The organism is Streptomyces sp. NBC_00224 (assembly GCF_041435195.1).
Taxonomy (GTDB): Bacteria; Actinomycetota; Actinomycetes; order Streptomycetales; family Streptomycetaceae; genus Streptomyces.
Genome location: NZ_CP108106.1, coordinates 7,487,399 through 7,509,686, shown reverse-complemented (window position 1 = coordinate 7,509,686; position 22,288 = coordinate 7,487,399). Strand labels below are relative to the sequence as shown.

The following is a 22,288-nucleotide window of genomic DNA, read 5'->3' as shown; positions in this document are numbered from 1 at the left end:
CGAGCTGGCCCGGTCGCCGGATATCGCCTCGCCGGACGCGCCCGCCTCCCCGTCGAGAAGGGTCCGCAGCAGTTGCTCGTCCTCGTCGCTGAGCTGCGAGACGAAGCGGGCGAGGACCGTGGAGCGGTCCTCCTCCTTGGCGAGTTCGGTGTGCATCCGGCGGGCCGTGAGGCCCGGTGAGTCCTCGGTCGGGGTGTAGGCGAAGCCCCGGCCTGAGCGGCCGCGGGTGACGGTGCCCTTCTCGTAGAGCCGCGTGAGGATCGTCGTCACGGTGGTGCGGGCCAGGCTGCCGCCGAGCGCGCCCTGGACCTCACCGGGCGTGAGCGGGCCTTCGGCGGCCCACAGCGCCGCGAGGACGCCCGCTTCCAGCTCGCCGGCGGGCCGCCGCGCGTCGCCGCCCGCACGGTCGCCGAAGTGGCCGGACCCGTCAACGACCCCCATGGGAACGATCCTCCTCGATCTTTCGTCTACAGTTCTGTAGACCGTCTACACCACTGTAGTCAGTCGGGCTCCGCGCTGCTCGCGGCCCGAAAACCATTATGGGAGGGCCCACCGCCATGGCCGTACCCCTGTTCGCCACCGCCCCCCAGGCCGTGAACGTGCTGGACGCGGGCTCGCTGCTCTCGGCGTTCGGCGCGATCGGCGTCGCCGTCGTGCTGTTCGCCGAGACCGGGCTGCTCGTCGGCTTCTTCCTGCCCGGCGACTCGCTGCTGTTCACCGCCGGGCTGCTGTGCGTGCCGGGCGGCGACGGGCCGGTGTCACTCTCCCTGCCGCAGGTCCTGCTCGCCTCCATGGCGGGCGCGCTCGTCGGAGCGCAGGTGGGGTACTGGATCGGCCGCCGCGGCGGCCGCGCGCTGCTGGCCCGCGCCAAGTCCCGCAAGCTCCATGAGGGCGCGGCCCGCGCCGAGGAGCTGCTCGGCAAGTACGGCCACGCGAAGGCGATCGTCCTGGCCCGCTTCGTCCCGATCGTCCGGACCGTGCTCAACCCCCTCGCGGGCGTGCTCGACGTCCCGGCCGGGGTCTTCGCGCTCTGGCAGGTCATCGGCGGCACGGTGTGGACGTGCGGCCTGGTCCTCGGCGGGTACGCACTGGGCTCCTCCATCCCGAACGTCGACCGCTATCTGCTGCCGCTCGTGGCGCTGGTCGTCGCCGTCTCGCTGCTCCCGATCGCCCTGGAAGTCCTGCGCGCCCGCCGCGCCCGCACCACCGAGGACACCCCCTGATGCACTTCGACAACGGGTGGTACACCTGGGTCACCGAGCTCGCGCAGGACACCCCCGGACCGCTCGACACCGCCGTCCGGCTCTGGTCGGACTACGGCCTCGGGCTCTTCGCGGTCCTGATGGTCCTCGCCTGGTGGCGGGCCCGGTCGGCGGGCGGCGCCCGGCTCGCCATGGCGCTGGCCGCGCCGCTCGCCGTGGTCGCGGCCTTCGCCGTCAACGACCTGTTCAAGTCCGCCGTCCACGAACAGCGGCCCTGCCAGACCCTGCACGTGGTGACCGTGGAGGCCTGTCCGCCGCTGGGCGACTGGTCCTTCCCCAGCAACCACGCGGCGATCGCGGCCGCGGCCGCCGTGGCCGTACTGCTGGGCGACCGGCTCCTCGGCGCGATCGCCGTGCCCGCCGCGCTGCTGATGGCCGCCTCCCGGGTCTGGATCGGCGCGCACTATCCGCACGACGTCCTGGTCGGCCTGGCCGTCGGCGCCGTGGTCGCCCTGGTGCTCACCCTGCTCGCAGGCCGGGCCGGGCCGCTGGTGGACCGGCTCGGCGCGACCCGGCTGCGCCCGCTGGTGGCCGCCCGATGACGAGGGCCCGGCGCGTCGGGGCCGCGGTGTGCCTGCTGTTGTTCGTCCTGCTCACGGTGGCCGTCACCGTACGGGACGGGGCACCGCTGCCCGGCGACCGGGCCTCGCACGCCTGGGCGTCGGCCCACCGGCCGCCGGTGGCGCTGGCGACGGCCCGCGCGATCACCGCCACCGGCACCGGGGCGCTCCCCTATCTGCTGGCCGTGGGCGCCGGGCTGCTGGCCGGCCGGGACGCCCGCCAGCGCCTGTGCGCGGCCGCCGGGGCACTCGCGGTCCTCGCCCTCGGCCAGGCCGTGCGGTACGGGGTGATGAACGCCGTCGCCCGCCCGCGCCCCGCGATGGCCGACTGGGCCACGCACGCCTCCGGCCACTCCTTCCCCTCCGGCCACGCCACCACCGCCGCGCTGACGGCCGGACTCCTGGTGTGGGGCGTGACCGCGCGCTCCCGCTCGGCCTCCGCGCACCTCACCGCCGCGCTGATCCTCCTGTGGGGCGCGGCGGTCGGCCTGTCCCGCGTCTACCTAGGGGTGCACTGGCTGACCGATGTGCTCGGGGGCTGGCTGTTCGCGGCGGTGTGGCTGACGCTCGGCACACTGGTGACGGCGCGGCACGTACCGGCCGAGATGCGGCACGAGGAGCCCGTGCCGGGCCGCTGAGCGGCGCCGGGAGGCATGCCTCGAACCGCTCAGCAGGCCGCCATGCAGGCCGCGCAGTAGCGGTCGGCGTCGGACAGGTCCGGGTCCGGCGGGACCGCCGCCTCCGGGCGGCCGAGGACGCGGCCGCACATCGTCCTCGGCTCGTCGGCGCTCATGACGTGCCAGAGCAGGGCGGCCCGGCCCGCCGCCCCGGCCCCGCCGGGGTCCCGCTCGGCTCTCATCTCGTGCACGACAGCGTCCCTTTCGTTTCGTTCAGGTGCGTTCGCGATCAGGTGCGTTCGCGTTCAGCCGCGTCAGGTTCGCTCAAGTTCGCTCAGGCTCGTTCAAGCGCTCTTGAAGTACGCGTTCCAGCCGCCTGCCGGGGCCTGGCCGACATCCAGCGCGCGCAGCCTGTCCAGCACGCGGGGGTCCTGGGCGTCGAGCCAGTCCACGAACTGGCGGAAGGACACCAGCCGTACGTCCTTCTTCCCGGCCATCCCCTTCAGGGCCTCCTCGACGGCGTCCATGTAGATGCCGCCGTTCCATTCCTCGAAGTGGTTGCCGATGTAGAACGGCGCGCGATTCGTCTCGTACGCGCGCTGGAACCCGGCGAGATAGGCGCGGGTCGCCTGCTCCCGCCAGCCCGGGTAGCGCGACGGCATGCCGCGGGTGGTGTTCTTCGACTGGTTGGCGAGGATGTTGTAGTCCATCGACAGCACCTCGAAGGAGTGCCCCGGGAAGGGCACGCCCTGGAGCGGCAGGTCCCAGACGCCCTGGCGCTTCTCGGGCCAGACCTGGCGCCCGCCGGGCGAGGAGGCGTCGTAGCGCCAGCCGAGCTGCCGGGCGGTGGGCAGCAGATTGTCCTGCCCGAGCAGACACGGCGTCCGGCCGCCGATCAGCTCCTTGCGGTAGTCGAAGGGCAGCGGGTCGAGGTCGTGCCAGCCGGTGTTGGTCCGCCACTCGGTGACGAAGGAGACGGCCTGCTCGATCTCGCTGCGCCACTGGCCGGGCGACCAGTTGGCCACCGAGCCGGAACCGCCGCAGAAGTGCCCGTTGAAATGGGTCCCGATCTCATGGCCGTCATACCAGGCTTCGCTCACGCATTTGAGCGTCTCGCGCACATGTGCGTCGGCCAGATAGCCGATGTCGGAGGCGCCGACCGGATTGTTGGGCGGCCGGTAGCGCGACTTGCTCGATTCGGGCAGGAGATAGATCCCGGAGAGGAAAAACGTCATTGAGGCGCCGTGGTCGCGGGCGAGCTCCAGAAAGCGCGGGAAGAGCCCGTTGCCGACTTCTCCGGCGCCGTCCCAGGAGAAGATCACGAACTGCGGCGGGGTCTCGCCCGGTTCGAGCCGTCGGGGCTCCTCTGGCTGGTGCGGCTGTCGGCCGGCATCGGCTGTCGAGCCGTCACCGATCAGCTTGACCTTGGGTTTTACCGGGGCGTTGGGTGCCGCCGGATGGCCCGGCCCGTTCCCCGGCGAAAGCGGCCGCCCCGCGGCACCTTCCTGGCCCTCCGTACCGCATCCGGCGACTCCGGCCGCCGCGACGGCACCAAGTCCGGCCCCCAGCAGTCCCCTTCGGGTGATCTCACGCATCGCCTCTCCCGTCAGTCGTCCCGCGGGCCCTTGATGTGCGGACCGGAGAGTTCTGAATTGACCCGATAGCCGATAACCGCCTCAGAGTACGACGCGTTCAACGTCTTTCACGGTAAACACAGAGCGGCCGCACCGGATTTCTCCCGTACGACCTCAATTCCCGCGACCGGATGCGCGCCCACTCCGGAAACAGTTCATGAAGAGTGGTGACGGCCGGGCCCGCCCACCGGGAAGATGTGGGCCATGCGGGCAACTTCGAACACCGGCACGCGGCGTGCGCCGACCGCGTCCCGGCTCTCGTTCCGGACCGGGGACCTCGATGAGGCACGCCAGGTGATCGGCGAGACGTACTACGCCAACTCCATCGGCGTACTGGACCGCGAGCACCCGCTCGACGCCGCCTTCGAGGTGGTGCGGCTGGGGCCGCTGACCCTGGGGGACCTGCGCTGCGGCACCGATGTGCACATGCGCTTCGGCGACTTGGGCGCGTACCACGTCGACATCCCCCTCTCGGGAGAGCTCGTCTGGCGGCAGGGGACGCGGACGTCCACCACCGCGAACGCCCGGCGCGCGGCCGTCTTCCACCCCGAGGGCGAGACGACCCTGGAGCGGTGGAACGGCGACTGCCGCCTCCTCGCCGTCAAGATCTGCGCCCAGGACCTGCGGCGCCATCTGGAGATCCTGCTCGACCACTCGGTTCCCACCTCGATGCGACTCGCACCCGAACTCGACATCCGCCAGGGGCCGGGCCTGAGCTGGGCGCGCCTGGTCGGGCTGGCCGTCCAGGAGATGGACAACGAACACGGGGCGCTCTCCCAGCCGCTGATGGCGGCGCGGCTCCAGGACGCCCTGCTCACAGGGCTGCTCCTGGCCACCGGGCACCGCTACCGCGAGGAGCTCGACAAGCCCGTGAAGGCCGGGCTGCCCGGCCCGGTGAAGCGGGTAGTGGACGCGATACACGCCCACCCCGAGCGCCCGTTCACCACCACCGAACTCGCCGGCATAGGCCAAGTCGGCACCCGCTGGCTCCAGGAGGGCTTCCGCCGCCATGTGGGCATGTCCCCGATGGCGTATCTGCGCGACGTCCGCATGACCCGCGTCCACGCGGAGCTGCGCCAGGCCGACCCCGCCCAACTGACCGTGGGCGAGGCGGCCTACCGCTGGGGCTTCACCCACCTGGGCCGCTTCGCCGACAGCTACCGCACGCGCTTCGGCGAACTGCCCTCCCAGACACTCGGCACCCCCTGACCGACCGGCCTCGCACGGCTCCCCGAGGCTGCGGGAAACGGCCACGCATCCCGGATCGGCCGAGGGAGATCCCGGCGATACGTTGACAGCACGTGGCCGGGATCCGGCACGGCGTCGGCGCCGTGGTCGACGGCAGCACGCGGGCTGTTCCTGGGCCAGATCAGCTCCCCCCGCTGAGCCGGGGACAGCCCGCGGTCGACGCGAGGCGGCGGCCTGCGCGCGAAGGGCCGGAAAAACGGATGAGCCCGCCTTCGCATCTCTGCGAAAGCGGGCTTCGACCTGCGAAGAACGCTGGTCGGGACGACAGGATTTGAACCTGCGACCCCTTGACCCCCAGTCAAGTGCGCTACCAAGCTGCGCCACGTCCCGATGCCCGTCTGACCTGGGGTTTCCCCCGGCCGGTCGTGCATGAGAACCATACCTCACTCACGGCCGTGTTCCGGTACGGGGAGCGACGGCGGGGGACAATGGGTGCATGGAGACTTCTTCTCGCCGGGACCGGGACACCGAGGGGCGGGCGCGCAACGCGCGGCCCAGGGACGGGCTCGGGCGGCCGCTGCCGTACGGGGCACCCGGAGTGGAGCGGCAGCCGGAGGGCGTGGCGCGCACCCCGGACGAGACCGTGCGGGAGGCGCAGCGGCTGCTGGACGCGGGGATGCCGTTCCACGCGCACGAGGTGTTCGAGGACGCCTGGAAGTCGGGGCCTCAGAGCGAGCGCGAACTGTGGCGGGGGCTCGCTCAGCTCGCCGTCGGGCTCACCCACGCCGCGCGCGGCAACGCGAAGGGCGGCGCCGCGCTGCTCGCGCGGGGCGGCGACTCGTTGGGGCGGTATGTGGGGATACCGCTGTACGGGATCGACCTGGCCGGGCTCATGGCGTGGGCGCGGGAACTGGCGGAGCGGCTGCCGGGGCCGGTGGACGCGCGGGCCGAGGCGCCGAGGCTCACCGGCTGAGCGGGCCCCGCTCCGGACCGCCCCGGCTCAGTCGCTGACCAGGACCACTTCCAGCGTGCGCGGGCCGTGCACCCCCTCCACCCGGTCCAGCTCGATGTCGCTCGTCGCGGACGGGCCCGAGATCCAGGTCAGTGGGCGGGTGGGGTCGAGCCGCACCATCGCCCGGGGTACCGACGCCACGACCTGGTCCGGCGCCCGGACCACGCAGATGTGGTGGTCGGGGACGAGCGTGATGCGGCGTCGGCCCTGGTCGGGGCCGCCGTCCAGGACGATCGTGCCCGTCTCGGCGATGGCGAGGGCGCACCCCGTGACAACACTGTCCACGGCGTCCAGTTCGGCCGCGGTGGATTCGGGCCGGTCCTGGACGCGTACGGCGTCGGTCGCGCCGAGCCACTCGGGGGGCAGCCCGGCCGGGGCCAGGACCGTGGCCGAGCCGCGCTCGGCGAGCAGTCGCGCCAGGAGGGGCGGCAGCCCTTCCGCGTCCGTGCGGTGCACGAGCGCGCGGTACTCCGCGAGGTTCTCGTGCAGCAGGTCGAGTACGGCGGCGGGGTCGTCCGGGGTGTGGGTGGTCAGGTAGTCGCGGGTGACCTCGGGGGCCTCGCGGGCGTCGGCCACGGCCGTGCGGACGCGGGCCAGGATGCGGTCGCGGGAGCCGGTCCCCGTGCCGGTACGCGAAGCGGCGCCCGTCTCGCCGTCCCCCCGCGTCATCGGCCCTCCCCCTTCCACCAGTCGCGGAACGACTTCTCCGGCAGCTCCGGCAGCGCGCGGCTGTCCGTCCAGGCCCCGGTGCCCGGCACCTTCTTCGGGTGCAGTCGGCGGGTCCGGGTCGCCGCGCGTTCGGCCGCCGCCATCACTCCCGGCCGGTCCATCGCCCAACTCGCCGCCTTCATCGCCGCCTTCTCAAGGCGGTGGCCCTTGCCGCCCCGGTCCGCCACGCGCTCGCGCAGATGGACCAGCACCTCGGGGATGTCGATCGCGACCGGGCACACCTCGTAACACGCCCCGCAGAGCGACGAGGCGTACGGCAGCGAGGCGTCGATCTCGCTCTCGGTGCCCCGGAGTTGGGGGCTGAGGATGGCGCCGATGGGGCCGGGGTAGACCGAGCCGTACGCATGGCCGCCGGCTCGTTCGTACACCGGGCAGACGTTGAGGCAGGCCGAGCAGCGGATGCAGCGCAGGGCCTGGCGGCCCACCTCGTCGGCGAGCGTGTCGGTACGGCCGTTGTCCAGCAGGACCAGGTGGAAGACGGAGGGGCCGTCGCCGTCCGTGGTGCCCGTCCACATGCTGGTGTACGGGTTCATCCGCTCGGCCGTGGACGAGCGCGGCAGCGTCTGGAGGAAGACCTCCAGGTCCTGCCAGGTGGGGATCACCTTCTCGATGCCGACCACGGAGATCAGCGTCTCGGGCAGGGTCAGGCACATCCGGCCGTTGCCCTCGGACTCGAAGACGACGAGGGTGCCGGTCTCGGCGACCATGAAGTTCGCGCCGGAGACGCCGACCTTGGCGCGCAGGAACTTCTCGCGCAGATGCAGCCGCGCCGCCTCGGCCAGCTCGGCGGGACTGTCGGTCAGAGCGTCCGGGGCCGCGCGGCCCCATTTCCCCATCTCCTCGCGGAAGATGTCACGGATCTCGCCCCGGTTGCGGTGGATCGCGGGGACCAGGATGTGGGACGGAAGGTCGCGGCCGAGCTGCACGATCAGTTCGGCGAGGTCCGTCTCGTACGCGGAGATGCCCTCGGCGGCGAGTGCCTCGTTGAGGCCGATCTCCTGCGTGGCCATCGACTTCACCTTGACGACCTCGCGCTCCCCCGTGGCCTTGACCAGGTCCGCGACGATGCGGTTGGCCTCGTCGGCGTCGGCGGCCCAGTGGACGGTGCCCCCGGCCCGTACGACGGACTCCTCCAACTGCACCAGATAGCGCTCCAGATGGCGCAGGGTGTGGTTCTTGATCTGTTTGCCCGCCTCGCGCAGCTGCTGCCAGTCGGCGAGCTCGGCGACCGCTTTGGCACGTTTGTCGCGGATGGTGTGGGTGGCGTGCCGGAGGTTGGCGCGCAGGGTGGTGTTGCCGACCGCGTCCCTGGCCGCCTCGGGAAACGCGGGCATACCGACGAAGGTGCCGCTCATGGGCGGGGCTCCACTTCTGTCCTACGGACGGCATCCGTCATACGTACGGCTCCGCTTCCGTGCCGGCCAGGATCTCTGCGAGGTGCAGGGGCCGCAGGTCGTCGCCCCGGCGCCGGAGGATGCCGCCGAGGTGCATCAGACAGGAGCTGTCGGCCCCGCAGAGCACCTCGGCGCCGGTGGTGAGCGCGCTGTTCACCTTGTCGGTGCCCATCGCCGCCGACACGTCCGGGTTCTTCAGCGCGAAGGTGCCTCCGAAGCCGCAGCACTCCTCCGCGCCGGGCAGTTCGCGCAGCTCCAGGCCCTTGACGGCCTCCAGGAGCCGGCGCGGCCGCTCCCCCAGCCCCAGCGTGCGCAGACCGTGACAGGAGGGGTGATAGGTGACGGTGTGCGGGAAGTACGCGCCGACGTCCGTGACGCCGAGGACGTCGACGAGGAACTCGGACAGCTCGTACAGGCGCGGGACGAGTGATCCCGCGATCTCACCGAGCTCCGTCCCCCGGCCCTCGGCGGCCGCCTTGCGGGCGATGCGGGGGTAGTTGTCGCGGACCATCGCCGCGCAGGAGCCGGACGGGGTGACCACGTGGTCGTACCCCTCGAAGACCGCGCCCATCCGGCGCACCAGCGGCTCGGTCTCACGGCGGTAGCCGGTGTTGAACTGGGCCTGTCCGCAGCACGTCTGGCCGGGCGGGAAGTCGACCTCGACGCCGAGGCGTTCGAGGAGTCTCACCGTCGCGATGCCCGTGGCCGGGTACACCGCGTCATTGACGCAGGTGACGAAGAGTGCGACACGCATGGTCGGAGGATAGGCGGTGACTCCCGGCCCCGGTAGGCCTCGCCGTTCACGCCCTCGTACGGATGCGGCAGACTCGGGGCCGTGAGAAAGATCTATGTGATCGGCATCGGGGCGGGCGACCCCGACCATCTGACGCTCCAGGCCGTCAAGGCGCTGAACAAGGCGGATGCCTTCTTCATCATGGAGAAGGGCGAGGAGAAGTCCGATCTGACCCGGCTGCGCAGGGACATTCTCGACGCGCATGCGACCGGTCGGCCGTACCGGCTCGTCGAGGCGCGGGATCCGGAGCGGGACCGCAAGACATCGGACTACTCCCCCGCCGTCGACGACTGGCGGCGCCGCCGGGCCGACCTCTACGAGCGCTTCGTCGTGGACGACCTGGCCGAGGACGAGTGCGGGGCGTTCCTGGTGTGGGGCGATCCCGCGCTGTACGACTCCACGCTCGGCATCCTGGAGGAGATCCTGGAGCGGGGCTCGGTGGAGTTCACCTACGAGGTGGTGCCGGGCATCAGCAGTGTCTCGGCGCTCCTCGCCAAGCACCGGACGGGTCTGAACCGGGTGGCCCGCCCCGTGCAGATCACCACCGGGCGGCGGCTCGCGGAGGGCTGGCCGGAGGGCGTCGACGACGTGGTGGTGATGCTGGACGCGCGCCAGGCTTTCACCCGCCACCTCGACCAGGACCTGTACATCTACTGGGGTGCGTACGTCGGCACACCCGACGAGATCCTGGTCCAGGGGCGCCTCTCGGACGTCTCCGACCGCATCGAGGAGCTGCGGGCGCGGGCGCGGGAGCGCAAGGGTTGGATCATGGATACGTATCTGCTGCGGCGGGGCTGAGCAGCCCGAGCACGGTGTGTACGTCCGGGGCAGTGTGCACCCCGGCGGGCGGGTCGGGCCGCCGCACCACCACGACCGGCAGCCCGAGCTCACGGGCGGCGGTGAGCTTGGCGGCGGTGGCGGGGCCGCCGCTGTCCTTGGTGACGAGGACGTCGATGCGGTGCTCCCGGAGGATCTCGCGCTCGCCTTCGAGGGTGAAGGGGCCTCGGTCGAGGACGAGTTGGAAGTGGCGGGGGGTCGGGGGGTCCGGGGCCTCGACCGACCGTACGAGGAACCACAGGTCGTGGAGGGGGTCGGCGCCGCCTTGCGGGACGAAGGCGTGGAGGCCGAGGCGGCCGGTGGTGAGGAACACCCGGCGGCCCAGGGCGGGCAGCAGGGCGGCGGCCTCGTCGAGGGTGTGCACGCTGTGCCAGCGGTCGCCGGGGGCGGGGGCCCAGCCCGGGCGGCGGAGCGCGATGAGCTCGGTGCCGGTGCGGCGGGCCGCCTCGGCGGCGTTCTCGCTGATGCGGTGGGCGAAGGGGTGGGTGGCGTCGAGGAGTGCGGTGACGTGGTGCTCCCGCATCCAGCACGCCAGCCCCTCGGCTCCGCCGAACCCTCCGGTCCTGAGCTCGCCCGGGAGCGCCCTGGGTGCGGCCACGCGGCCGGCGAGGGAGGTGGTGACGCGCATGCCGGTGGCGGTGAGGGCGGCGGCCAGCGCTCGGGCTTCGGCGGTGCCGCCGAGGATCAGGGCGTGGGGGGCGGGCATGTGGCCGAGGATAGTTCCCCCCACCCCGCCCGTTCCCTTAACCCTCCGGGGGTGGGTGGAGGTGGGTTTCCCGGGGGCTGCGCCCCCGGACCCCCTTGCGGGGCCTGCGGCCCCTGCACCCCGCTTCGGGGCTCCGCCCCGGACCCCGTTTCGTCTGCGGGTCGTCTGTGGCTGGTCGCGCAGTTCCCCGCGCCCCTTAGGGCACCCCACTCCTCAGACGCCGGAGGGGCTAGAGGTGCCGACTTTTAGGGGCGCGGGGAACTGCGCGACCAGCCCCCACCGAACCCGCAGACGAACCCTCACCACACCACCTCCAACACCTCCGGCGATCTATGGATCAACGTCGGGCGCATCACAACCGGCGCATCGGGGGTCGCCAGGCGCAGGGTGGGGAAGTGCGTGGTCAGGAGGTGGATCGTCAGGCGGAGTTGCTCTCTTGCCAGTTGGGCGCCGGGGCAGACGTGGGCGCCGTGGCCGAAGGCCAGGTGGCGGGACGGGGGGCGGGTGATGTCGAAGACGTCGGGGCGTTCGTGGCGGCGGGCGTCGCGGTTGGCCGAGCCGAAGGCCACGAAGACGGCGGCCCCTGTGGGGAGTTCGGTTCCGGACAGCAGCACCGGGCGCGTTGTGATGCGACGGAAACCCTGCAGCGCCGTGTCGTAACGCGCCGCCTCCTCGATCGCCGCCGGAATCAACTCCGGCTTCTCGCAGAGCAGTTCCCACTGTGTGCGGTGGCGCAGCAGGTGGAGGACGGTCGTGCCGATAAACGCCGTAGTCGTCAGATGGCCCGCCAGGAGGAAGTTCTGGAGGTGGGCCACCAGCTCGTGGCGCTCCTCCAGGGTCAGCTCGCCGGTGCCCGGCGCCAGCGCGGTCAGCAGGCCCGTGCACAGGTCGTCGCGCGGCCGGGCCCGTCTGGCCCGCAGATAGGTGTCGAGCAGCTGCTGCATCGTCACCACGTCCCGCGCCGCGGCGATCTGCTCCGGCTCCTCCAGCGGCCGGAACAGCAGTTCCTCCGCCCGGTGTCCGCCGCGTACCGCCACCGACACGTCCACCGGGTCCAGGCCGATCAGCCGCCCGATGACGTCCCCGGGGAGCAGCATCGCGTACTCCCCCATGAGCTCCGCCCGCCCCCGCGCCGCGAAGGACTCCACCAGGGCGGTCGCGCGTTCGGTTGCGTACGGGAGTACGGCGGCGACCCGGGCGGCCGAGAGGCCCTGGACGACGGGGGCGCGCAGCCGCTGGTGCTGGGGGCCGTCGGAGGTGACCACGACCGGGCGGCCGCCGAAGCCCGAGCCGAGCTCGGCGAGGACGGCGGGGCCGGGGATCACGTCCGGGCGCAGTGCGTTGGCCGACGAGAACGCCTCGGGGCGGCGCAGCACTTCCCGTACGTCGGCGTCGCGCGCGACCAGCCAGGCGTCCAGCTCGGGGACGAAGGTCAGGCCCTCGGCGCGGCGGGCGCGCGCGTAGTGCGGATAGGGGTCGCGCTGGAGCGCGTCGAGCCGTGCGTGCTCATGCCTGTCCACAGGCTCATCGTGTACGAAGCGGGTCCACGGCGGAAGAGCACCGGTCGGGCCGGACGTGCGCGGTGGTCCGCGACTCACCAGGGGCACGGGCGGCCGCCGGGCCCGGGGAAGGGGGCCCGGCGGCCGCGCCGCGCGCGTCAGGCTTCGGTGGCCAGCACCCCGATGAGACGGGTGACCGCCTGCACCATCGCCTGTCGCCCGACCGTCAGATAGCTGCGGGCGTCCACCGCCTCCGGGTTGGCGGCGAGATACGCGCGGATCGCGTCGGTCATGGCGATGTTCAGCGCCGTACCGATGTTGATCTTGGCCATGCCGCCGGCGACGGCCGCCGCCAGCTCGTCGTCGGGAACGCCGGACGAGCCGTGCAGCACCAGCGGGACGTGCAGCGCCTCGTCGAGGCGGGCGAGCAGACCGTGGTCGAGGGCGGCGGTGCGGGTGGTCATCGCGTGGGTGTTGCCGATGGCGACGGCGAGCGCGTCGACGCCCGACTCGGCGACGAAGGCGCGCGCCTCCTCGGGGTCGGTCCGGGCGCCGGGCGCGTGCGCGTCCAGCGGCGGCCGGCCGTCCTTGCCGCCGACCTCGCCCAACTCGGCCTCGATCCACAGGCCTTGGGTGTGCGCCCAATCAGCGGCGGCACGCGTCGCGGCGAGGTTCTGGTCGTACGGCAGATGGCCGCCGTCGTACATCACCGAGCTGAATCCGGCGTCGGCGGCCTGCCGCAGCAGGTCGTCGCGCTTGACGTGGTCGAGGTGGAGCGCCACCGGTACGGCGGCCGCCTCGGCCGCGGCGACGGCGGCCCGGGCGAGTGGCAGCACCCGGCCGTAGCGGAACCTCACCGCGTTCTCGCTGATCTGCAGGACGACCGGCGAGTGCGCGGCCTCGGCGCCGGCGATGACGGCCTCGGCGTGCTCCAGCGTGATGATGTTGAAGGCGGCGACGGCGCTGCGCTTGGCGGCGGCCTCGGTGACCAGGGCCCCGGTCTGGGCGAGTGGCATCGTGCTTCCCCTGTCGTCTGTGCGGTTGTCCTCTGTGCGGTCGGGTGCTTCAGGAGCCGTCGAGGATCACCGAGCGGGTGAGGTGGCGCGGGCGGTCCGGGTCGAGGCCGCGGGCGGCCGCGACGGCGACCGCGAGGCGCTGTGCCCGTACGAGCTCGGCCAGCGGGTCGAGGTGACCGGCCACCCACTGGGCCCCGGTGGCGCGCACCTGCTCGGCGAGCCCGTCCGGGGCCTCGCCGAACATCCAGGTCGCGGTGGTGTCGGTGGAGATGCTGATCGGGCCGTGGCGGTACTCCATGGCCGGGTACGCCTCCGTCCAGGACAGCGATGCCTCGCGCATCTTCAGCGCGGCCTCCTGGGCGAGCCCCACCGTCCAGCCGCGGCCCAGGAACGTGAACTGGCGGCGCCCGACGAGCCCTTCGGGCAGCGGCTCGGCCAGCGCGGTGCGCGCGTCGGCGACGGCCTGCTCGGTGTGCAGGCCGAGGTGGGCGCGGAGCAGGGTGAGCGCGGTGGTGGCGAAGCGGGTCTGGACCACCGACTCCTCGTCCGCGAACTCCAGGACGACGATGTCGTCGGCGGCCCGCATCACCGGCGTCTCCGGGTCGGCGGTGATCGCGGTGGTGCGGGCGCCGCCGCGTACCGCGGCGAGGAGTTCGAGGACCTCGGTGGTGGTGCCGGAGCGGGTGAGGGCGACCACCCGGTCGTAGGAGCGGCCGGCCGGATACTCGGACGCGGCGAAGGCGTCGGTCTCGCCCTGGCCCGCGCTCTCGCGCAGCGCGGCGGCGGCCTGGGCCATGAACAGCGAGGTGCCGCAGCCGACGATGGCGACCCGCTCGCCCGGCGCGGGAAGGGCGTCCTTGTGGTGCACCGCCAGCTCGGCGGCGCGCTTCCAGCACTCGGGCTGGCTGCTGAGTTCGTTCTCGACATGGCTCATGCCGGGCTCCCACTCACTCTGGATCCGTGGCTCGGATCCGTATCCGGATGCGTGTTTGTGCAAAATATAGCTAGCTTTCGAGCACAATCAAGCATCTGGGGGTGGGTTAAAGTCATCACCGACGGTGACGACGGCGAAATGCGCCGGAGAGCACGGGAGAGAAGAGGATCCGGATGTCGCGCGACGCCCGCTGGCAGGCGCTTCTCGAACTGCTCGTGGAGCAGGGCCGCCTCGACGTCGAGGAGGCGGCGACGGCGCTCGGCGTGTCCGCCGCGACCATCCGCCGCGACTTCGACCAGCTCGCCGAGCAGCAGATGCTGGTCCGCACCCGGGGCGGTGCGGTCGTGCACGGGGTGTCGTACGAGCTGCCGCTGCGCTACAAGACGGCCCGGCAGGCCTCGGAGAAGCAGCGCATCGCGAAGGCCGTGGCGGATCTGATCGCGCCCGGCGAGGCGGTGGGGCTCACCGGCGGCACCACGACCACGGAGGTGGCGCGGGCCCTCGCCGTACGGCCCGAACTCGCCTCCGGGTCACCGGCGTTGACGATCGTGACCAATGCGCTGAACATCGCCAACGAGCTGGCGGTACGGCCCCAGTTCAAGATCGTGGTGACCGGTGGGGTGGCCCGGCCCCAGTCGTACGAGCTCACCGGGCCGCTGGCCGGGGGCGTGCTCAACCAGATCACCATGGATGCGGCGGTGCTCGGCGTCGGCGCCTTCGACGTCACGCACGGCGCCTCGGCGCACGACGAGGACGAGGCCGGGATCAACCGGCTGCTGTGCGAGCGGGCCGAGCGGGTGATCGTCGCCGCCGACTCCACCAAGCTGGGCAAGCGGACGTTCGCGCGGATCTGCGCGACCGATCAGGTCGGCACGCTGGTGACGGACACAGCGGTGTCCGAGGAGACGGTCGCCCGGTTCACCGACGCGGGCGTGACGGTGCTGGCGGTCTGAACAGCCTTGCGGGATACGCTGACTGACTGAGCGTCAGGAAATGCCCAGCGCCGGAAGGATCACCGCTTCCAGGAACTCCGGCAGGGCCTCCGCCTCCGTGAAGCGGTCCTCGAAGAGGCGTTCCACCCGTAGGACGCCCATGAACGCGGGGGCGACGAAGTCGGCCGCCCGGTTGCCCGCGTCCACCTCGCCGCGCTCGACCCCGCGCCGCACCATCGCGTCGAGCGCGGCGATCTCCGGGTTCAGGACGGTCTCGCGCAGCGCCTCGCGCAGGTCGGGGTGCATCACATAGGCCTGGCCCACGGCCTCCATCAGCTCGGTGTCGCGGCCCTTGCGGCGGGAGGCGGCGTGCGCCGCCTCGCGCAGGTCGCCCGCGAGCGTGCCCGTGTCGATCCCGGTGAAGAACGAGCAGCGGCTGGCGCCGAGCGCCGCCGTGACCAGCACCGGCTTGGACTTCCACTGACGGTAGAGCGTGGCCTTGCCACACTTGGTGCGCGCGGCGACGCCCTCCATGGTCACGGCGTCGTAGCCGCCCTCACGCAGCAGGTCGAGCACCGCCTCGTACAGCTCCAGCTCCCGCTCGGGGCTGATCTTGCTGCGGCGTGCGGCGGCCGTCGCGGCCTGCGTCGACATCGCGTTCCTCCGGTGCGTGGGGCACTGCTCCTGCACATACGAGAGTAGGCGCCGCTCAACCGAGACGCAAACGTATCGAGACGTTTGCGTCTCGATGAAATCCGATCTAGCCTTCCTACGTTTGCTTGTCCGATTTCTGCTCGATTTCTTGCTCGAAGGGGCCGGAGAATGGCTGCCGGTATACGTCCAGGGACCCGGCGTCCCACCGGACCGGAGACGACCGGTACCCCCCGGCCGCCCCTGGTGCGCGAGCTGCTGCTCGTGACCGCGCTCTTCGTCGTGTACAAGTTCGGCAGGCAGCTGGCGAACGGCCACGAGACGCGCGCCTTCCACAACGCCGACCGCGTCTGGGACTGGGAGCGCGCGCTCCAGCTGCCCGGCGAGGGCGCGGTGCAGCGGCTCCTGCTCCACAACGAGACCGTCATCCACGTCGCCAACACCTTCTACGCGACCGCGCACTTCCCCGCCACGATCGCCTTCCTGGTCTGGCTGTACGTGCGCAGGCCCGCCCACTACCTCTGGTCCCGCCGGGTCCTGGCGCTGCTGACCACGGCCGCGCTCGCCCTGCACATCCTGCTGCCGCTGGCGCCGCCCCGGATGCTGGCGTCGGCCGGGCTTGTGGACACCGCGCAGGTGTACGGGCCGTCGGTGTACGCGGCGACGCCGGAAACGGACAGCATGGCCAACCAGTTCGCGGCGATGCCGTCGCTGCACTTCGGGTGGGCGCTGATGGTGGCGATCGGCCTGATCGCGGCGCCCCGCGGCCGGTGGCGGTGGCTGTGGCTGCTGCACCCGGCGCTCACCCTGCTGGTGATCGTCGGCACCGCCAACCACTACTGGCTGGACGCGCTCGTCGCGGCCGCGCTGCTCGGCGCCGCCCTGTACCTCGTGCCGCGTCCGAAGCCGGTACGCGGCGGTCGCACCGTCGCCGTACAGGTGCGCCACACCCCCGCGCCCCGGCCGGCCCAGCCCGCCGAGGCCCCCGAACCCGCCCGTGCCCCGGACTCTGCCCTGACCTCCGGGCGCACGGGCGTCCCCGATTCCGACGACGCTCCACGGCTCGCGGAGGCGCTGCGATGAACGAGTCCGCGGTTCTCGCCATCCTGCTCTCGCTCGCCTCGGCCGCCGGGTACGCCCTCGCCGCCGTCGCGCAGTCCCGGCTGGCCTCCGCGAACGGGGGCGGCGGACTCGCCGCCCTGCTCGCCCGGCCCCAGTGGTGGTGGGCCGTCGGGCTCAACGCGGGGGGCGCGCTGATGCACGTCGCCGCGCTCCACTACGGTCCGCTCACCCTGGTCCAGCCGCTGGGCGCGCTCACCCTCGTCGCGGCACTGCCGATCGGGGCGTACTACCAGCGGCGCCGGGTCACCCGGCGCGAATGGCGCGGCGCCGCCTGGACGCTCGCGGGGCTGACCGGCCTGATCGCGGTGACCGGGCCCGCGACGCCCGGCGACGCGCTGAGCCTGCGCGAGGGGCTCGCCGTCGCGGCGGCCACCGCGCTCCTGATCGCGGTGGCCGCTCGCGCCGGATCCGGCTCGGGCCGCGTCGGGCTCGGCCACGCCACCGCGTCCGGCGTCGCCTCGGGTGTGGCCTCCGCGCTCACCCAGACCGTCACCGCCTCGCTCGCCCGCGAACTGCCGGGCGGGCCGATGGCCTGGTGGCAGACGACCCTGCTCGCCGTATTGGTGGCGGCGTTCGCGGTGGGCGGGCTGCTGCTCTCGCAGGCCGCGTTCCGGGGCGGACTCGCCGCACCCCTCGCCGTGGTGAACCTCGCCAACCCGGCCGCGGCCTCCGTGATCGGCGTGGCACTGCTCGGCGAGCGGTTCCACGGCGGGCCGCTCGGCTGGCTCACGGCGGCAGCCGCGGCAGTGGTCGCCGCGCGCGGTGTGCTCATGCTGACCGGCGCCGAGCCGGTGCAGGTCCCGGCCCCGCGCACCCCGGAACCGGCCCACGTGCCGGTCTGAGAAGATCCGACATACCGTCAGCTTCTTACCCTGTCAGCACTCTGAGCAGGGCCGTCGCCACCACCGCGCCCAGCATGGCCACCGGCAGCGGGGCCCGGCCCAGCCGCAGGACGAGTGCGACGGCGAGGCCGCCCAGGACCGTGCCGTCGACGGCCGCCCAGTCCCGGCCCGCGACCGCCACCACGACGAACCCGGCGAGCAGCGCGGGCGCCAGCTGGGCGAGCATCGAGCGGGTGCGCGGGGGCAGTTCACGGCCGCCGAGCAGCGCGGGCCCGACTCCCTTGAGCGCGAAGCCGAGCACCGCGACGGTGCCGATCGCGGTCCAGACGATCATCGGACGGCCTCCCGGGTGGTGCGCAGGGCGAGCAGCGCCGCGGCTGCCGCGCCGATCAGGGCCGGGCCGGTCGGCAGGACCAGGAGCAGCGCCGCGGCGACGGCCCCGCCGAGGGCGGCGGGCAGCCGGCCCGCGCGGTCGCGGCGCACCTCGTCGAAGAGCAGGATCAGGAAGAGGCCGGGCGTGAGCACATCGAGGCCGAGCCGGTGCACGAGTGCGGGGTCCGGGGCCACCACGACGCCCAGTGCGGTGCCCGCCACCCAGGCGGGCCACTGGACGGCGGTCGCGCCGAAGAGGAACGCCCGGTCGAACCGTCCGCCGCCGAGGTGCGCGGCGGCCCAGGAGCCGTCGACCACCGCCTGCCCCTCCACCGCGCGGCGCAGCGGGCCGCCGCGCAGATCCCGGGCCACGGCTATGCCCATCGGCACGTACCGCACATTGACCAGGGCCGCAGCGACGACGGCCGCGACCACCCCGCCGCCCGCGCCAAGGGTTGCGGCCAGCGCGAACTGCGCCGAGCCCGAGAAGACGACCAGCGAGCAGACGACCGGGGCGACGGGGCCCCAGCCCTGCGCCTGGCTGATCGCGCCGAAGCTGATGGCCAGCAGGAACGCGGCCGCGGCGAGCCCGGCTCCGGCTCTGAGTCCCGCGTGGAAGCGGTCGCGCGGCATCGCCCCGCCCCGGTCCGGCAGTTGAGTGTCCATACGGGCACACTAACAAGTAAAAGCTGTTTAGCTCGTTATGTTTTCCGACCCCCCGCATACGATGGGCCGGTGAGTGAGAAACAGCCCTCCTTCATCGGCGGCCACCCGGTCCTGGACTTCGTCAACACCGTGGCCTGGCGCACCGACGCGGACCGCCGGGTCGATCGCGTGAGCGGTACGGAGGGCTGGCTGCGCTGGGCGGTGACGGCGGAGGTCTTTCCGGCCGTCCCGGACGATGAACTCCCCACAGGGGACGGCGAGTTGGCCGGGCTGCTCGAACTTCGCGGCGCGCTCGAAGCGGTCCTGGACGCCGTCACGGACGGGCAGGCGCCGCCCGCGCCCGCCTGGCAGGCACTGCGCCTCGCGCTGCTGCGGGCCCGCGAGGCGGCCGCTCTGCCGCCCCGGCTGCCGTTGCGGTGGGAGCCCGGCGCCCGGGACCTCACGGATCTGCGCCACGCCCTCGCCCTGCGCGCCGAGGAACTGCTCTCCGGGCCCGGCGCCTCCCGGGTGCGGCGCTGCGCGGGACCCGGCTGCGGCTGGTTCTTCCTGGACCGTACGCGCGCGGGCACCCGCCGCTGGTGCAGCTCCGGCGACTGCGGCAACCGCGATCGCGCCCGCCGCCACTACGCGCGCACCCACCCGGCGGCGGCGCACTGACGGCGAAGGGCCGCACCGAAGACTCCGGTGCGGCCCCTGGCGTACGGCCGGATCTCAGCCGAGCGTGACCGTGAAGCCGTGCGCGGTCGGGACCGAGGCGGTCCTCACCTCCGTCACACCGGTCCTGGCGTCGTAGAACCACCCGGGCCCCGCCGCCGCCAGCTCCTGCGCCGAGCCGTAGCGGTGCAGTCGCTGACCGCCGACCGCGACGGCGCCGGGCGCCGCCTTCGCGTGCACGGTGAAGCGGTACGCGCGAGCGGCGGGCTTGCCCGTGTAACTCCCCACACTGGGGCCGACCTCGATGACCGAACCGCGGCCGGTCGAGCGCACCTCGACCTTCTGCGTGGCCGAGGAGCCCTGGGCGAACTGCCGGGTCACGCCGTCGTCCTCGTACAGCGTGTACGCGGACTTCCCCGCCTGCGGGTAGACGTCGTAGTCCAGCTCGCCCTTGTCACGGGTCTGCCAGGACAGTGTGCCCTTGGGCCACATCGGGACGATCGAGCCGCCCTTGACGAACAGCGGGAGCGTGTCGAGCGGCGCCTTGTAGCCGTTGATCGTGGTCGGGCCCTGGTAGGTCCGGCCGGTCCAGTAGTCCGTCCAGGTGCCCTTGGGCAGATAGATGCCGTCGCGTACCTCCGTGTCGCTGTAGACCGGGGCGACCAGGAAGTCCGGGCCCGCCAGGAACTCGTACTTGGCGTTCGGGCCGAGCGTGTTGGGGTCGTCCGGGTATTCCAGGGAGAGCGGCCGGACCGCGCCGACGCCGGTCTTCGTCGCCTCCTTGGAGAGCCCGTACATGTACGGGATGAGCCGCTCCTTCAGCTGGAGGTACTTGCGGTTGATGGAGGTGTACGGCTCGCCGTCCAGCCACGGCTGCTGATCGTGCGGCTTGTGCGTGGTGAGGTCGCTCGACCAGCCGTCCATGGTCATGATCGCGGGCAGGAACGCCTTCCACTGGAGGTCGCGGGCGTACATCTTCGGGTCGTGGGCGAAGATGCTGCCCACGTCACCGGTGTTGTAGGCGATGCCGGAGAGCGTGGCGCCCGCGTAGGTGGGGATCTGCCAGCGGATGTAGTCCCAGCTCAGCTTCTGGTCGCCGCTCCACAGGACGCCGCAGCGCTGGGCGCCCGCCCAGGAGACCGGCAGCCAGACGAAGCCGCGGGCGTCGCTGTTGTCCTCGATGCCGGCCTTCGCCTGGTCGCAGGCGTTGAGGGCGAAGCCGTAGCCGTTGCCGACCCAGGCGACGTCGAGCTTGGCGACCCGCTGGCCCGCCTTGACCTGCTCGGCGAGCTTGTCGAGGCCGTCCTGGGTCCACAGGCCCAGCTGGGCGCCCCGGGCGTTGAGGCCCTGGCCGGTCTCGGCGAGGTTCTCGTAGCCGCAGCCGTAGCCGTCGTTGACGAGCATCCAGCCGAGCGGCATCTGGTTCTGCACATAGCCGTCGGCGACCTTGAGCGCGTCCAGGGTGTGCCGCTCGCCCCGGTTGGCGTTGTGCAGATAGCAGTCGGAGTCGCCGGGTTCGAGCCCGTACACCGGCGGCATGAACGGCTTGCCCACCAGCGAGGTGTACTTGCCGATCACGGACTTCACGTCACCCGTGAAGTAGTAGGCGTCCAGGCGGCGTTCCTGCTGGCCGGTGCGGACGTGGGGGCCGAAGTCGTAGACGCCCGGCGCGAAGGTGTTGCGGAAGACGCCGTAGCCCGACGAGGAGACGTAGAACGGCTGGGAGTTGTTGTAGCCACCCTCGTTCCAGTTGGTGTTGTTGCCCACGTTCATCACCTGGTCGCGGTGCGAGAAGCTGCCGTTCTGCTCGCCACCGCCGAAGAACTGCTCCGTGGCGCCGCGCGTCAGGCTCTGGCGCAGACCGCCGCTGGTCCAGCGCAGCGGGTCGGCCTCCTGCCAGATCGCGGTGCGGTTGTCGGCCTTGTAGAGCCCGAACCGCAGGGGCTTCTTGTAGACGCGCAGGACGGTGTCCTGGGCGCGGATGCCGTAATAGGCGCCCGCGTCGAAGGAGCTGGTCGCCCGCCGCGGCTTCGGCTGGTGCTGGATCATGCGGCTGCCCGGCGGGTCCGCGAGGACGCCGTCGGGGGACGCCTGCAGCCGCAGGGTGTCGTCCTCGAAGAACTCGGCGCGGGCCTTGAGCGCGCCCGCCGCGATCTCGTACGTACCGTGCCCGCCGCTGAAGCCGGTGAGGTTCCCGGCGTCGCTCGCCTCGGGCAGATAGGCCTTGCCCGTGAAGGAGTTGTCGTGCACGTCGTACGGGACGACGACCACGTGGTACGTGCCCGACGCCTTGGGGATGACGGTGGCCTCGGGGTCGGCGGTCCCGGCGCTCTCGGCGACCTTCTTGCCCGCCGAGTCGTAGATGTAGAGGTCGAAGTCGTCGGTGGGCTTCTCCCACTGGATGGAGACGGGGACGCCGCCCTCGGGGTTGTCGTCCCACTCGCCGGCCGGCGGGTTCACCGTCAGGTCGAAGCGGGCGCAGACGGCGTTGCCCGGGTCCTCGGCGGGGGTTCCGCACTTGTCGGGCGAGCCGACCGTGCCCTTGGGGTAGACGGGGCTCTGCCAGGTGAGGCTCTTGGAGGCGCCGTCGAGGGTGCCTGCGGGTGGGGTGGCGTCGGCCGCCGTGGCGGCCGGGACCGTGAGCGCGGTGAGGGTGAGCGCGGCCGCCGCGAGCACGGCGGCGGCCACTCTCCCCCGGCGGTGTCGAAGATTCCGCAAGGAGTGTTCTCCGTTCGTACCGAGCTGATTCCGAAGCTACTTCCGAACAACGAGGGTGCAGTGCATGCGCATTCATGCTTGGAACCGTGGAGTTTCGAGCATTAAGATTCATGACGCGGCCGGTACATGTCAACGGCTTCGCGGATACCG

General features: G+C 72.5%; 23 protein-coding genes, 1 tRNA gene and 1 pseudogene. 10 read left to right on the top strand and 15 right to left on the bottom strand.

The genetic code is table 11. The annotated features are described in order from the left end of the window. Nucleotides 1-45 precede the first annotated feature (45 nt). Nucleotides 46-441, bottom strand: a pseudogene (locus OG965_RS33485) (BlaI/MecI/CopY family transcriptional regulator); the annotation flags it as partial. A 116-nt stretch (nt 442-557) separates the two neighbouring features. On the opposite strand from OG965_RS33485, the gene OG965_RS33480 reads away from it, so the two are divergent. The 3 genes from OG965_RS33480 to OG965_RS33470 are packed head-to-tail and all read left to right on the top strand — an operon-like array spanning nt 558 to nt 2,460. Further along, nucleotides 558-1,223 carry a DedA family protein gene (locus tag OG965_RS33480; RefSeq protein ID WP_371655795.1) on the top strand — a complete coding sequence of 222 codons (666 nt, stop codon included), beginning with the start codon at nt 558-560 and terminating at the stop codon, nt 1,221-1,223. Beyond that, on the top strand, nt 1,223-1,804 hold the full coding sequence (locus OG965_RS33475) for a phosphatase PAP2 family protein (RefSeq protein WP_371655794.1): 582 nt from the start codon (nt 1,223-1,225) through the stop codon (nt 1,802-1,804). Before OG965_RS33480 ends, OG965_RS33475 begins: the two co-directional genes overlap by 1 nt. Further along, on the top strand, nt 1,801-2,460 hold the full coding sequence (locus tag OG965_RS33470) for a phosphatase PAP2 family protein (RefSeq protein ID WP_371655793.1): 660 nt from the start codon (nt 1,801-1,803) through the stop codon (nt 2,458-2,460). Before OG965_RS33475 ends, OG965_RS33470 begins: the two co-directional genes overlap by 4 nt. A gap of 29 nt (nt 2,461-2,489) precedes the next feature. Here OG965_RS33470 and OG965_RS33465 read toward each other — a convergent pair whose 3' ends face one another. Continuing rightward, nucleotides 2,490-2,690: a hypothetical protein gene (locus OG965_RS33465; protein WP_371655792.1), complete on the bottom strand. Its 201-nt coding sequence runs from the start codon at nt 2,688-2,690 to the stop codon at nt 2,490-2,492. Between the two features lie 93 nt (nt 2,691-2,783). Further along, nucleotides 2,784-4,034, bottom strand: coding sequence for a hypothetical protein (locus OG965_RS33460; protein WP_371655791.1), 1,251 nt, complete (start codon nt 4,032-4,034; stop codon nt 2,784-2,786). Nucleotides 4,035-4,277: 243 nt separating this feature from the next. On the opposite strand from OG965_RS33460, the gene OG965_RS33455 reads away from it, so the two are divergent. Next, the gene (locus OG965_RS33455) at nt 4,278-5,282 is read left to right on the top strand and encodes an AraC family transcriptional regulator (protein ID WP_371655790.1); all 1,005 of its coding nucleotides are present in this window, start codon (nt 4,278-4,280) and stop codon (nt 5,280-5,282) included. Nucleotides 5,283-5,574: 292 nt separating this feature from the next. Here OG965_RS33455 and OG965_RS33450 read toward each other — a convergent pair. Beyond that, nucleotides 5,575-5,651: transfer RNA gene (locus OG965_RS33450), tRNA-Pro, on the bottom strand. A 106-nt stretch (nt 5,652-5,757) separates the two neighbouring features. Between OG965_RS33450 and OG965_RS33445 the strand changes: the two genes are divergently transcribed. After that, a complete protein-coding gene (locus OG965_RS33445; RefSeq protein WP_371655789.1) occupies nt 5,758-6,234 on the top strand; it encodes a DUF309 domain-containing protein in 477 nt (158 codons plus the stop codon). 27 nt (nt 6,235-6,261) lie between these two features. On the opposite strand, the gene OG965_RS33440 is transcribed toward OG965_RS33445, so the two are convergent. The 3 genes from OG965_RS33440 to OG965_RS33430 are packed head-to-tail and all read right to left on the bottom strand — an operon-like array spanning nt 6,262 to nt 9,150. Next, the gene (locus OG965_RS33440; protein WP_371655788.1) at nt 6,262-6,942 is read right to left on the bottom strand and encodes a lactate utilization protein C; all 681 of its coding nucleotides are present in this window, start codon (nt 6,940-6,942) and stop codon (nt 6,262-6,264) included. After that, complete coding sequence (locus OG965_RS33435) at nt 6,939-8,357, bottom strand: LutB/LldF family L-lactate oxidation iron-sulfur protein (protein ID WP_371655787.1); 1,419 nt, start codon at nt 8,355-8,357, stop codon at nt 6,939-6,941. Before OG965_RS33435 ends, OG965_RS33440 begins: the two co-directional genes overlap by 4 nt. A 37-nt stretch (nt 8,358-8,394) precedes the next feature. Next, nucleotides 8,395-9,150 carry a (Fe-S)-binding protein gene (locus OG965_RS33430; protein WP_371655786.1) on the bottom strand — a complete coding sequence of 252 codons (756 nt, stop codon included), beginning with the start codon at nt 9,148-9,150 and terminating at the stop codon, nt 8,395-8,397. 81 nt (nt 9,151-9,231) lie between these two features. Here OG965_RS33430 and cobF point away from each other — a divergent pair, with 81 nt between their 5' ends. Continuing rightward, complete coding sequence (cobF, locus tag OG965_RS33425; RefSeq protein ID WP_371655785.1) at nt 9,232-9,987, top strand: precorrin-6A synthase (deacetylating); 756 nt, start codon at nt 9,232-9,234, stop codon at nt 9,985-9,987. Here cobF and OG965_RS33420 read toward each other — a convergent pair. The 4 genes from OG965_RS33420 to OG965_RS33405 form a co-directional block, all read right to left on the bottom strand. Next, complete coding sequence (locus OG965_RS33420) at nt 9,956-10,732, bottom strand: cobalt-precorrin-6A reductase (protein WP_371655784.1); 777 nt, start codon at nt 10,730-10,732, stop codon at nt 9,956-9,958. The two genes, cobF and OG965_RS33420, sit on opposite strands and share 32 nt — an antisense overlap. 299 nt (nt 10,733-11,031) lie before the next feature. After that, nucleotides 11,032-12,252, bottom strand: a complete 1,221-nt coding sequence (locus OG965_RS33415) for a cytochrome P450 (protein ID WP_371655783.1) — start codon at nt 12,250-12,252, stop codon at nt 11,032-11,034. Nucleotides 12,253-12,389: 137 nt separating this feature from the next. Next, complete coding sequence (locus tag OG965_RS33410) at nt 12,390-13,247, bottom strand: ketose-bisphosphate aldolase (protein WP_371655782.1); 858 nt, start codon at nt 13,245-13,247, stop codon at nt 12,390-12,392. A gap of 49 nt (nt 13,248-13,296) precedes the next feature. After that, complete coding sequence (locus OG965_RS33405; RefSeq protein ID WP_371655781.1) at nt 13,297-14,181, bottom strand: SIS domain-containing protein; 885 nt, start codon at nt 14,179-14,181, stop codon at nt 13,297-13,299. A gap of 173 nt (nt 14,182-14,354) precedes the next feature. Here OG965_RS33405 and OG965_RS33400 point away from each other — a divergent pair, with 173 nt between their 5' ends. Further along, the gene (locus OG965_RS33400; protein WP_371655780.1) at nt 14,355-15,134 is read left to right on the top strand and encodes a DeoR/GlpR family DNA-binding transcription regulator; all 780 of its coding nucleotides are present in this window, start codon (nt 14,355-14,357) and stop codon (nt 15,132-15,134) included. Nucleotides 15,135-15,167: 33 nt separating this feature from the next. On the opposite strand, the gene OG965_RS33395 is transcribed toward OG965_RS33400, so the two are convergent. Further along, the gene (locus OG965_RS33395; RefSeq protein ID WP_371655779.1) at nt 15,168-15,767 is read right to left on the bottom strand and encodes a TetR/AcrR family transcriptional regulator; all 600 of its coding nucleotides are present in this window, start codon (nt 15,765-15,767) and stop codon (nt 15,168-15,170) included. Between the two features lie 168 nt (nt 15,768-15,935). On the opposite strand from OG965_RS33395, the gene OG965_RS33390 reads away from it, so the two are divergent. Next, nucleotides 15,936-16,847 (top strand): phosphatase PAP2 family protein, encoded by a 912-nt coding sequence (locus tag OG965_RS33390; protein ID WP_371655778.1) that lies wholly within the window; start codon nt 15,936-15,938, stop codon nt 16,845-16,847. Continuing rightward, nucleotides 16,844-17,728, top strand: coding sequence for a DMT family transporter (locus OG965_RS33385; protein WP_371655777.1), 885 nt, complete (start codon nt 16,844-16,846; stop codon nt 17,726-17,728). Before OG965_RS33390 ends, OG965_RS33385 begins: the two co-directional genes overlap by 4 nt. 25 nt (nt 17,729-17,753) lie before the next feature. Here the strand turns inward: OG965_RS33385 and OG965_RS33380 are convergent, their stop codons facing one another. Both OG965_RS33380 and OG965_RS33375 read right to left on the bottom strand, forming a co-directional pair. After that, nucleotides 17,754-18,062: an AzlD domain-containing protein gene (locus OG965_RS33380; protein ID WP_371655776.1), complete on the bottom strand. Its 309-nt coding sequence runs from the start codon at nt 18,060-18,062 to the stop codon at nt 17,754-17,756. Next, nucleotides 18,059-18,766: an AzlC family ABC transporter permease gene (locus OG965_RS33375; RefSeq protein ID WP_371655775.1), complete on the bottom strand. Its 708-nt coding sequence runs from the start codon at nt 18,764-18,766 to the stop codon at nt 18,059-18,061. The genes OG965_RS33380 and OG965_RS33375 overlap by 4 nt, the downstream gene beginning before the upstream one ends. 69 nt (nt 18,767-18,835) lie before the next feature. Here OG965_RS33375 and OG965_RS33370 point away from each other — a divergent pair, with 69 nt between their 5' ends. Then, the gene (locus OG965_RS33370) at nt 18,836-19,423 is read left to right on the top strand and encodes a CGNR zinc finger domain-containing protein (protein WP_371655774.1); all 588 of its coding nucleotides are present in this window, start codon (nt 18,836-18,838) and stop codon (nt 19,421-19,423) included. Nucleotides 19,424-19,477: 54 nt separating this feature from the next. On the opposite strand, the gene OG965_RS33365 is transcribed toward OG965_RS33370, so the two are convergent. Then, entirely contained in the window at nt 19,478-22,138 is a 2,661-nt protein-coding gene (locus OG965_RS33365) for a TIM-barrel domain-containing protein (protein WP_371655773.1), read from the bottom strand. Between the last annotated feature and the right edge of the window lie 150 nt (nt 22,139-22,288).